The organism is Sphingomonas paucimobilis NBRC 13935 (assembly GCF_000739895.2).
GTDB lineage: Bacteria > Pseudomonadota > Alphaproteobacteria > Sphingomonadales > Sphingomonadaceae > Sphingomonas > Sphingomonas paucimobilis.
In genome coordinates this window covers 67,648-77,215 of record NZ_BBJS01000018.1, presented here as the reverse complement: position 1 = coordinate 77,215, position 9,568 = coordinate 67,648, and the positions used below count along the sequence as shown (strand labels likewise).

Here is a 9,568-nt window from a genome sequence, read left to right as displayed (position 1 = left end):
CCCTTGCAGGGGAGGAATGAACCTCGTCACGCCGGATTATACTTGGCCAGAAACGCCGCCATCGCCTTCAGGAATTCCAACCGGTCCTCGCCGCGCGTGAAATGATGGTCGGCCAGCGGTTGTTCGATATAGTTCACCGGCTTGCCCGCGGCCTTAAGCGCAGCGGCCATCATCCGCGACTGGTTGACGGGCACGCGCTTGTCCTCCTTGCCATGCACGATCAGCAGCGGGATCGTCATGGAAGCGGCGCCGAAGCGCGGTGACACGGCGCGGTAATCGGGGGCCTGTTTATGCAGCCAATCGGCGCGTGTCTTGCCGAACAGGAAGCGCGAGTCGTAGCGCTTCATCGCCTGAAGATCCGACACGCCGGCATAGGAAATGGCGCAGCGATAAAGCGCCCCGTCACGCTGCGCCGCGCGCATCGCGGCGTAACCGCCATAGGACGCGCCGACCATGCACACCCGCTTGGGGTCGGCGATGCCTTCCTTCGCCAGATAGGTGACGGCGTCGTTCAGATCGTCCTGCATCTTCAGGCCCCATTCGCCCTCGCCCTTCTTGGCAAAGTCGGTGCCATAGCCGGACGAGCCGCGATAATTGGGCTGGATCACCGCATAGCCGAGCTCGGCCAGATATTGCGTCCACCAGTCCCAGCTTTCCGAATCGCGCGCGAAAGGCCCGCCATGGGGCAGCACGATCAGCGGTAGATTCTTGTCCGGCCGGTCGCGCGGCAGGGTCAGCACCGCCTCGATCGCGGTGCCGTCGCGTGCGGCGTAGCGGACGCTGCGCACCGGCGACAGGCGGCGTCCACGCAGTTGCGGGTTGTTCCAGGTCAGGAACTGCATGTTCCCGTAATCGGTATCCCAATAATAGAGCGCGCCCGCCTGGGACGGACCGCCGACCTCGACCAGGAAGCGGGTGCGCGCGCGGTTCCATGAGGTGATCTCGGCCCGGCGCGGCGCGACCGCCTTGTCGACCAGGTTTTGCAGTTCCTTGATCCGCGGATCGGTCCAGGCGTCGTGATAGCTCTGGTCGGTATAGCGGATGGCGGCGATATCGTCGCCCGTCTCGTTGCCGATGACCCCGTCAATATCATAGCCGGTGACGCTGCTGAGCTTGCGGCCGAGCTTCAGGTCGGGGAGCGTGACTTCGTACAGCGCGTCGTAACCGTCGCTGTCGTCGATCGCGAGCGCGGTGCCATCGGCGCGGAAGATGCGCGGCACCAGCACCGATTCATCCTTGCGGCCATTGGCGCGGGCGATGGTGCGGAAGGATTCGGCGTTGGACTGGCGATAGAGCAGGCTCTTCTGCCGGGTCTCGTCGCTGTAGCGCACGCCCATGCGCAACTGGCCCTGGCCGTCGGCATACCAGTCCCACACATCGGTCTGTCCGCTCGCGATCCGCTTGACCCGTCCGGTCGAGACGTCCGCCTCGTACACCGATGGGTAGACGTCCTGCATATTATAGATGCCCGTCTGCTTGGCGAACAGGATACGCGGGCTGCCGTCGCGGGCGGTCCACAGGACTTCGTCGGCGCGGAAGCCCGAATTTTCCCAGTCGATCCGGACCATCTTGGTCATGTCGGCGCGGATGCCGATCAGGCGGGTGACGTAGAAGTCTTCGCCCTGCAGCGTGTCCTGGCTGCCCAGCCCGACGACCAGCCATTCGTCATTGACCCAACGCCACCAATTGACGTCGACCTTGTCGCTCAGCGCCGCCAGCGCGGGCTTGCCCTGGCCCTTGACGAGCGGCGCGACCATCAGGAACTGCTTGCCGTTGATCGCGCGTTTGGCGGCGATGCGGGTGCCGTCGGGTGACAGCGACGGGCTTTCGAACTCTGGCAGTAGGGCAAAGGCCTCGACCGGGACGGGACCGGCGACGGGGGCCGGACTGGCGGCGGCCGCGGGCGGCGGGGCGGCCTTGTCCTGCGTCATACCGGTCAGGCTCATCAGGGCGAGCGCCATCATCGACGCGCCCAGCATCTTCGTCACATCCTTCGTCACGTCATTCCCCCCTCAGCCGGACAATCTCCCCTGTGTCCGACTGACATGGATTAGCATCGGGGCGGGGCGGCGAAAAAGAGGTTTCAGCGGCTCGATGCGTGTTCGAAACCAAGACGGGGGGGCAGGGGAACCGGACCGGCCGAGTCGGACAGGCTCAACCCCTCGCCATGGCGAAAATGCCCGATCCGCGTGGCGGGAACGGGTGGCACGCCTTCGGGGGGCAGCGCGAAGAGCAGTTCGTAATCGTCCCCGGCAGTGGCGGCGGCCAGCCGGGTGGGACGGTCCTCACCGGCATAAGCGCGCGCGGCCGGCGAAAGCGGAACCGCGTCGAGGTCGATCGCGACGGCAAGGCCGCTCGCAGCCGCCATCCGAGCGGCGTCGATCAACAGGCCATCGGACACGTCCATCATGGCGTGGACGATCGGGCCCAGCGCGCGCCCTTCGTCGAGCCGGGGCTGGGGACGGCGATAGGCATCGCGCAAGCCCTCGGGCCCATCGGCGCCCATGGCGATGGCGAGCCCCAGCCTGGCATCGCCGATCGTGCCGGTCACCCAGAGCATATCGCCGGGCTTCGCGCCGCTGCGTACCGGAGCGGCGGCATCGCGCCCCAAGGCGGTCAGCGTCAGGACACGGGGACCGCGTAAGGATACCGTGTCGCCGCCGATCAGCCGGGCGTCGAAACGGATGAGGACCGCCGACAGCCCCGCGAGGAACGCCTCGTCCCAGCCATCATCGCCCAGCGGATAGTTGAGCAGCACCCCTTCGACCAGGGCGCCCTTGGCGGCGAGATCGGAGAGGTTGGTCGCGACCAGCTTCCACGCCACATCGCCGGGCGGGTCGTCGGGGAGGAAATGCACCCCCTCGACCAACGTGTCGGTGGTGACGACCAGCGGCCCGGTGTCGATCACCGCGCTGTCGTCCACCAGCCCATGCGCGCCGGGGTGCAACGGCATCCGGCGTAGATGAGCGATGAACTCCGCCTCGGTCATCGGCGGCGGGGCGTCAGGCCCGCGCGACCTTGGCGATCGCGTCGAGCAGGCCGTTGACGAAGCCCGATTCACGCTTCTCGTAGAAAGCATGGGCGACATCGACATATTCGCTGATCACCGCGCCCACAGGCACGTCACGGCGCGCGATCAGCTCGTAGGTGCCGGCGCGCAGGATCGCCTTCATCGGCCGATCGAGCCGGCTGAGCGTCCAGCCCGAGGCCAGCTTGCCCTCGATCATCAGATCGATCTCGCCCAGCCGCGCATGCACGCCCTTCACGATGTCGTCGAAGAAATCGATGTCGGCATCGGCATATTCGACGTCTTCGATCGTCGCGCCGATGCGGTGGTTGTGAAACTCATGGAGCAGCGCCGCCAGCGGGGTCTTTTCCATGTCATGCTGATAAAGCGCCTGAACGGCGGCAAGGCGCGCGGCGGCGCGCGCCTGGCTACGGGCGGTGGGACGAGTCATTGGCGGGCCTTTACCGGGCTGTCACCGATCCGTCACGCCCTTTGGTGGGTGAGGGTGAAGCGTGGCCTTCGACTTCGCTCAGGCTGAACGGCGGTTGGGAAACTGGGCTGGATACCCAACCCCGTTCAGCCTGAGCGAAGTCGAAGGCCAAGCGCCGAACCCCTCACAATTCCCGACGGAAGTACACCACCCGCTCGGTCTCGGCGAACCCGAGCGCCCAGTGCATCGCATGACTGTCGAGATTGTCGAGTTCGGCATCCGATGCGAACTCCGTACACCCTTCTACCCGGCCCCATTCCGCCACCGCCGCGACCAGCGCGCGGGCCACACCGCGCCGCCGATGATCCGGATCGACAAAGAGTCCTTCCAGAAACGCCACCGGCGAACCGTCGCAGCCATTGACGTAATCGTGCCGAATCGCCGCCTCGGCAAAAGCGATCACCTGGCCGTCCACCAACGCGACGAAACTCCCGTCGCCCTCGGGCAAGTCCGCCGGATCGCCCGCTTCCTCGCCCCAGAGCGCCGTCCGCAACGCCAGCCATCGCTCCCGATGCTCCGGCGCGGCGGGCGTGACGATCACCGGTTGAGCCGCAGCCGCAGTGCCACCGACTTGGCATGCGCGGGCAAGCCCTCGGCATGGGCGAGCGCCACCGTGGCTGGGCCCAGTTCGGCCAGCGCCGTCTCGGTCAGGCCGAGGAAGCTGGTCCGCTTCATGAAGTCGAGCACCGACAGCCCGCTGGCGAAGCGCGCGCGGCGGCCGGTCGGCAGGACATGGTTCGGCCCCGCGACATAATCCCCAATCGCCTCGGGCGTATGGCGGCCCAGGAACACCGATCCGGCATGCCGCAAACGGTCGAACAGGCTCTGCGGATCGTCCACCGCCAGTTCGAGATGCTCGGGCGCCAGCCGGTCGACCAGCGGCATCGCGGCCTCCAGCGAATCGACGACGATGATCGCGCCGTTCGCGTCCCAGGCGGTACGCGCGACGCTAGCCGTCGCCAGTTCGGGGATTTGCCGGTCCACCGCCTCGGCGACGCGGGTCGCGAAGTCGGCATCGTCGGTGAACAGGATCGACTGGGTGACCGTGTCATGCTCGGCCTGGCTCAGCAGGTCGGCGGCGATCCAGTCGGGGTCGTTCTTGCCGTCCGCGACGACGACGATCTCGGAGGGGCCGGCGACCATGTCGATGCCGACCATGCCGTACACTTGTCGCTTGGCCTCCGCGACCCAGGCATTGCCGGGGCCGGTGACGACATCGACCCGCTGGATGCGGCCCGCCCCATAAGCCAGTGCGCCAATCGCCTGCGCCCCGCCGATCCGCCATACCTCATCGACGCCCGCCAGATGCGCGGCGGCGAGGACCAGATGGTTGATCTCGCCCTTGGGCGTCGGGGTGACCATCACCAGCCGTTCGACCCCGGCCACCTTGGCGGGAATCGCGTTCATCAGCAGCGAGGAGGGATAGGCCGCCCGCCCACCGGGGACATAAAGCCCCGCTGCATCCACCGCCGTCCAGCGCGCACCCAGGCGCACGCCCTGCGCATCGACATAGTCCGTGTCGGTCGGCTTCTGCTTTTCGTGATAGGCGCGGATGCGTGCGGCGGCGAGATCGAGCGCGGCGCGGAGTTCCGGCTCCAGCGCCTCATAGGCGGCCCGGCAATCGGCGGGTTCGATCCGCCAGCCGGTCTCAGCCAGGTCATGGCCGTCGAACTGCTTGGTAAAGGCCGCCACCGCCGCCTCGCCATCGTCGCGAACCGCGCGCAGGATCACCTGCACGTCGCGCGCGACATCGGCATCGCTCTCGCGGCGAGCATCAACTAGTTCGTCGAACGCCGCCGCGAACCCCGCTTCGCCCGTGTCGAGCCGGATCATGCCGTTTTCCTTTCTGCCACGGCGCGGCGGAACGCCTCGACCAGCGGCACGACCTGTCCGCGCGTCTTCATCGCGGCGCGGTTGACGACCAGGCGCGAGGTGACCTCCTCGATCACCTCCACCTCGACCAGCCCGTTTTCCTTGAGCGTACGGCCCGACGACACCAGGTCGACGATGCGCGGCGCCAGGCCCAAGGTCGGGGCGAGCTCCATTGCGCCGTTCAGCTTGACGCACTCGGCCTGCACCCCGCGCGCCGCGAAGTGGCGACTGGTGATATGCGGATATTTGGTCGCGACGCGGACATGGCTCCACCCGCGGGGGTCGTCGCTTTCCGCCATTGCGGCGGGCTCGGCGACGGAGATGCGACAATGGCCGATCTTGAGGTCGACCGGCGCATAGAGTTCGGAATAGCCGAATTCGGACAGCACGTCCGAGCCGACGATGCCCAGCTGCGCCGCGCCGTGCGCGACGAAGGTGGCGACGTCGAAGGCGCGGACGCGGATCAGCTCGATGCCGGGGACGTCGGTCGCAAAGCGCAGTGCGCGGCTGTCCTTGTCGGTGAAGGCCGGTTCGGGCCGGATGCCGGCGGCGGCGAGCAGCGGCAGCGCCTCAGCCAGGATGCGTCCCTTGGGGACGGCGATGATCAGCGGTTGGGCCATGAGGATCGGGGGCTTACCCACCCCCATCGGGGATCGCAACGGCGGTGCGGGATTTCCTCCCCTGCAAGGGGAGGGGGTGTTCGAGCTTTGGTCTGCCCCCGGCAGACCAAGATTGTGCCGGGGGCACAATCTCGCTCGAACACGAAGCTGGTGGAAGGGTGTCGCCCTATCGAGAGCGGGACACCCCTTCGTCAGGCCTGACGGCCTGCCACCTCCCCTGCAAGGGGAGGAATGTGCGTACTTACACCTTCGCGGCGTAGATCATCCGGCCGGGGCCGAGATTGGCGAAGACGCGGTCCAGGTCATTCTCGCCGACCGCGAAGCAGCCCTGGCTGCGGCCGAGCATGCCATGCGAACTGATCATGTCGCGATTGGCGTACCAAGCCGAATGGATCACGATCGCGCGGCCCAGCGCATTGTTGTTGGTCGGGTCGAGCCCGATCAGTCGCTGCGACCGGCCATGTTTGCCGACATAATAATTGTCGGTCAGGAAGGCGCCCTCGCTGCTGGCGTTGGAATTGAACGCGTTGGAAAAGCGCTGGAGATAGCCGCTATGCGACGGGTCCGACCCGCTGCCATGCGCGACGAGCAGCGACTGGCTCTTGCCGCTGATTAGGTCGACCAGATGCAGGCGCGGCTCGGACGAGCCGGCGGCGAAATCGACGATCGCCATCCGGTCACGCTGGCGCACGCGGCTGCCATGCTTTTGCAGCGCCGCCATCGCCTCGCGAAACAAGGGCGAGCGGACGACGCGCGGCGAGGCGAAGGCCGGCCGTGTGGCGACCTCGGTCGGGTTCGGCATGGTCGGATGGTTGGGCAGCGGCGGCTGATGTAGCGGCCGCAAGTCCCGCGCCGTCAGACGCTGGCGCGCATTGACTGCCCCCGGTACTGCCAGTGCGCCGGCCAGGACCAGCGCATTCTTCAACAGCGCGCGCCGACCCGGCGCCGCGTCCAGATTTTCGAGCATTATGATCCTTCTAACCCCAGAAGTCCCGCGACTCCTCAGATAGCAGAACAGAGGCGGAATTTCTGCCCGCCGGCCATCGGTTGATCGCTTGGTTCCATCGATTCGACGAAAGTTCCGCGCGAGCGCAAAAATTTTCGCTCGGCACAAAATGTGGCTTGACGGGTTTAAGAAATTATGAACTCGCCAAGGAAAAGGGATATGAAGGCTCTTGCTTTTGCCGCCCTGCTGGGCGCAACGACGCTGGGTATAGCCGCGCCGGCCATGGCCGCCGATGACGGTGCCGCCACCACCACGATCGCTCAGGCTGCTGCCGCTCTCGCGCCGAATCGCTTTGTCTGGGCCGATCCGCAGATGATGGCGGTCGATCCGGTGCAGATGCCGGTGACGGTTGTCGTGAGCATCCCCATGCAGCGCGCCTATGTCTATCGTGGTGATACCATGGTCGCGGCGGCATCGGTGTCGACGGGCAAGGATGGGAAGGACACACCGGTCGGCATCTTCCCGATCCTCCAGAAGCGCGAGATGCATCACAGCAATCTCTATGACAGCGCGCCCATGCCCTTCATGCAGCGGCTGACCTGGGACGGCGTGGCGCTCCATGCCGGCAAGAATCCCGGCTTTCCCGATTCGCATGGCTGCATCCGCCTGCCGGCGGCTTTTGCCAAGAAGCTGTTCTCGATAACGTCGGTCGGGACCAATGTGGTCGTCACCGATCAGATGGTCGGCGATCATTTCGATCCGGCGCTGCTCCAGACCGACGCGATGCAAGCGAATCAGGCGCAGCTCGCATCATTGGACCGGTAAGCATTGGGGCGTGGCCTTCGACTTCGCTCCGGCTGAACGGAGGTGGGCATAAGACCACCCGCTTTGTTTGCGCTGATCGAAGTCGAAACGCCCGTGCCTCAATGGCGCCATGCCATTTCCGCCTACCGCCCGGCACCCGGGGCAGCCTGAGCGAAGTCGAAGGCCACGAGCATCGGCGTAGCTAGGCGAGCAATCCCAATTCAAGGAGCTGCGGCCGCAACGTCGTCGCGTCGCTAAAGTGCAACGCCACGATCCCCATCGCCGCCGCCGCATCGACATTGGCGCGATTGTCGTCGATGAACACCGCCTGATGCGGCTCCAGCCCGAATCGGGCGAGCGCCAGGCGGTAGATGGCGGGATCGGGCTTCACGAGCTTTTCGTCGCCTGACACGACGATGTCGCGAAAGCGATCGAACAGAGCGGCTTCGCGCGAACGGAAGGGCGGCCAGAATTCATGGCTGAAGTTCGTGATCGCGAACAGCGGCACGCCCGCCGAATCGAGTTCGGCGACCAGTTCATGCATCCCCGGGATCGGATCGCCGATGCTCTCGCTGAAGCGTGGGCCCCAGGCGGCGATCAGATCGCGGTGCTGCGGATAAAGCGCGATCAGCTCCGCCGAGGTGTCGGCGAAGTCGCGGCCGGCATCATGCTGAAAATGCCATTCGGTCGTGACGACGTCGCGCACAAATGCATCGAGCGCCCGATCGTCCGCGATCAGGCGCCGATACAATATGCGCGGGTCCCAGTCGTACAGGACACGCCCGACGTCGAAAATGACGGCGGTCGGCCGATCGGGACGCAAGCCGGCCGACTGGCCGTGCGCGTCCGTGTCGATCAGCCACAAGGGTGATTAGCCCTGGCGCGCCTTGAAACGACGGTTGGTCTTGTTGATGACGTAGGTGCGGCCGCGACGGCGGATCACGCGGTTGTCCCGGTGACGATCCTTGAGCGACTTCAGGGAATTGCGGATCTTCATGATCGATTCGCTTCTTTTGAACTGGAGGTGATCTGGAAAGCGTCGCCGCCTAGTGGCAATGCCGCCCCAAGTCAAGGTTGGGACATGACATCGGAGTCACTTGGGCGGATGGGATGCAGGCCGCCTCTTCCGTTGGGGGATCATCGCCCATATGTCATGCGTTGCCTATCCGTAACATCTTCCCATCCGTTATCTCGAAGGTGCCCTCAACCCATGAAAGCCCGCTCGCTCCTGATCCTCGCGGCCGCCGCCGGTACGCTGGCCGCCTGTTCCACCACGGGCGGGCGCCTGCCGCCGACCGAGGTGATCCGCTATCACCTGGGCGAACCGATCGCGCGCGGCACCATCCGGGTCGAACCGCTGTCGAACACCGGCCCGGCCAGCATCGAGTTCAAGACCTATGCCGCCGCCGTCGAAACCGCGCTGCTGCGCAATGGCTATTCGCTGCCCCAGGGGGATGCGCAGCCCGATTATATCGCGACCGTGTCCTTCACCCGCGCCAATCGGCTAGGCCCGCCGCGCCCCTCGCCCTTTTCGATCGGCCTGGGCGGCGGCAGCTTCTCAGGCAATCGCGGTGGCGGCGTCGGGCTGGGCGGAGGGCTGAGCTTCCCGATCGGCAAGAGCCGCCCGCAAGAGATCATCGGCACCGAGCTGTCGGTCCAGATCAAGCGCCGCATGGACCAGTCGCCGATCTGGGAAGGCAGCGCGCGCAACATCGCGCCGGTCGAAACGCTGGCCAAGATCGACGCGCAGGCACAGGCCGCCAAGCTGGCCGATGCGCTCTTCACCAAATTCCCGGGCGAATCGGGTCGTACGATCGAGGTGAAGTGAC

General features: G+C 66.1%; 11 protein-coding genes. 2 read left to right on the top strand and 9 right to left on the bottom strand.

Features of this window, described 5'->3' with window-relative positions; all coding sequences use genetic code 11:
• Positions 1-26 precede the first annotated feature (26 nt).
• The 7 genes from SP6_RS07955 to SP6_RS07925 all read right to left on the bottom strand — a co-directional run bounded on the left by SP6_RS07955 (position 27) and on the right by SP6_RS07925 (position 6,956).
• Positions 27-1,946 (bottom strand): alpha/beta hydrolase family protein, encoded by a 1,920-nt coding sequence (locus tag SP6_RS07955; RefSeq protein WP_408021889.1) that lies wholly within the window; start codon positions 1,944-1,946, stop codon positions 27-29.
• 137 nt (positions 1,947-2,083) lie between these two features.
• On the bottom strand, positions 2,084-2,989 hold the full coding sequence (gene thiL, locus SP6_RS07950; protein WP_007403727.1) for a thiamine-phosphate kinase: 906 nt from the start codon (positions 2,987-2,989) through the stop codon (positions 2,084-2,086).
• 13 nt (positions 2,990-3,002) lie between these two features.
• On the bottom strand, positions 3,003-3,458 hold the full coding sequence (gene nusB / locus SP6_RS07945) for a transcription antitermination factor NusB (protein WP_007403931.1): 456 nt from the start codon (positions 3,456-3,458) through the stop codon (positions 3,003-3,005).
• 163 nt (positions 3,459-3,621) lie between these two features.
• Positions 3,622-4,035, bottom strand: a complete 414-nt coding sequence (gene aac(6'), locus SP6_RS07940; RefSeq protein WP_397567801.1) for an aminoglycoside 6'-N-acetyltransferase — start codon at positions 4,033-4,035, stop codon at positions 3,622-3,624.
• Positions 4,035-5,330 (bottom strand): histidinol dehydrogenase, encoded by a 1,296-nt coding sequence (hisD, locus tag SP6_RS07935; protein WP_007403800.1) that lies wholly within the window; start codon positions 5,328-5,330, stop codon positions 4,035-4,037. The genes aac(6') and hisD overlap by 1 nt, the downstream gene beginning before the upstream one ends.
• A complete protein-coding gene (hisG, locus tag SP6_RS07930) occupies positions 5,327-5,989 on the bottom strand; it encodes an ATP phosphoribosyltransferase (protein ID WP_007403849.1) in 663 nt (220 codons plus the stop codon). The genes hisD and hisG overlap by 4 nt, the downstream gene beginning before the upstream one ends.
• 241 nt (positions 5,990-6,230) lie before the next feature.
• Entirely contained in the window at positions 6,231-6,956 is a 726-nt protein-coding gene (locus tag SP6_RS07925; RefSeq protein ID WP_007403853.1) for a murein L,D-transpeptidase catalytic domain family protein, read from the bottom strand.
• A 198-nt stretch (positions 6,957-7,154) separates the two neighbouring features.
• On the opposite strand from SP6_RS07925, the gene SP6_RS07920 reads away from it, so the two are divergent.
• Complete coding sequence (locus SP6_RS07920; RefSeq protein ID WP_007403656.1) at positions 7,155-7,760, top strand: L,D-transpeptidase family protein; 606 nt, start codon at positions 7,155-7,157, stop codon at positions 7,758-7,760.
• Between the two features lie 181 nt (positions 7,761-7,941).
• Here SP6_RS07920 and SP6_RS07915 read toward each other — a convergent pair whose 3' ends face one another.
• Together SP6_RS07915 and ykgO are read right to left on the bottom strand one after the other, a co-directional pair.
• The gene (locus tag SP6_RS07915) at positions 7,942-8,598 is read right to left on the bottom strand and encodes an HAD family hydrolase (protein WP_227876685.1); all 657 of its coding nucleotides are present in this window, start codon (positions 8,596-8,598) and stop codon (positions 7,942-7,944) included.
• A gap of 12 nt (positions 8,599-8,610) precedes the next feature.
• The gene (gene ykgO / locus SP6_RS07910; RefSeq protein WP_003046794.1) at positions 8,611-8,736 is read right to left on the bottom strand and encodes a type B 50S ribosomal protein L36; all 126 of its coding nucleotides are present in this window, start codon (positions 8,734-8,736) and stop codon (positions 8,611-8,613) included.
• 213 nt (positions 8,737-8,949) lie between these two features.
• Here ykgO and SP6_RS07905 point away from each other — a divergent pair, with 213 nt between their 5' ends.
• Positions 8,950-9,567: a DUF4136 domain-containing protein gene (locus SP6_RS07905; protein ID WP_007403944.1), complete on the top strand. Its 618-nt coding sequence runs from the start codon at positions 8,950-8,952 to the stop codon at positions 9,565-9,567.
• The last annotated feature ends 1 nt before the right edge of the window (position 9,568 follow it).

What these genes read in the sequence shown, in the direction of transcription:
- hisG (WP_007403849.1), bottom strand. Translation starts at nt 5,989, where the DNA reads ATGGCCCAACCGCTGATCATCGCCGTCCCCAAGGGACGCATCCTGGCT.
- hisD (WP_007403800.1), bottom strand. Translation starts at nt 5,330, where the DNA reads ATGATCCGGCTCGACACGGGCGAAGCGGGGTTCGCGGCGGCGTTCGAC.
- nusB (WP_007403931.1), bottom strand. Translation starts at nt 3,458, where the DNA reads ATGACTCGTCCCACCGCCCGTAGCCAGGCGCGCGCCGCCGCGCGCCTT.
- SP6_RS07905 (WP_007403944.1), top strand. Translation starts at nt 8,950, where the DNA reads ATGAAAGCCCGCTCGCTCCTGATCCTCGCGGCCGCCGCCGGTACGCTG.
- SP6_RS07925 (WP_007403853.1), bottom strand. Translation starts at nt 6,956, where the DNA reads ATGCTCGAAAATCTGGACGCGGCGCCGGGTCGGCGCGCGCTGTTGAAG.
- ykgO (WP_003046794.1), bottom strand. Translation starts at nt 8,736, where the DNA reads ATGAAGATCCGCAATTCCCTGAAGTCGCTCAAGGATCGTCACCGGGAC.
- SP6_RS07955 (WP_408021889.1), bottom strand. Translation starts at nt 1,946, where the DNA reads ATGAGCCTGACCGGTATGACGCAGGACAAGGCCGCCCCGCCGCCCGCG.
- thiL (WP_007403727.1), bottom strand. Translation starts at nt 2,989, where the DNA reads ATGACCGAGGCGGAGTTCATCGCTCATCTACGCCGGATGCCGTTGCAC.
- SP6_RS07920 (WP_007403656.1), top strand. Translation starts at nt 7,155, where the DNA reads ATGAAGGCTCTTGCTTTTGCCGCCCTGCTGGGCGCAACGACGCTGGGT.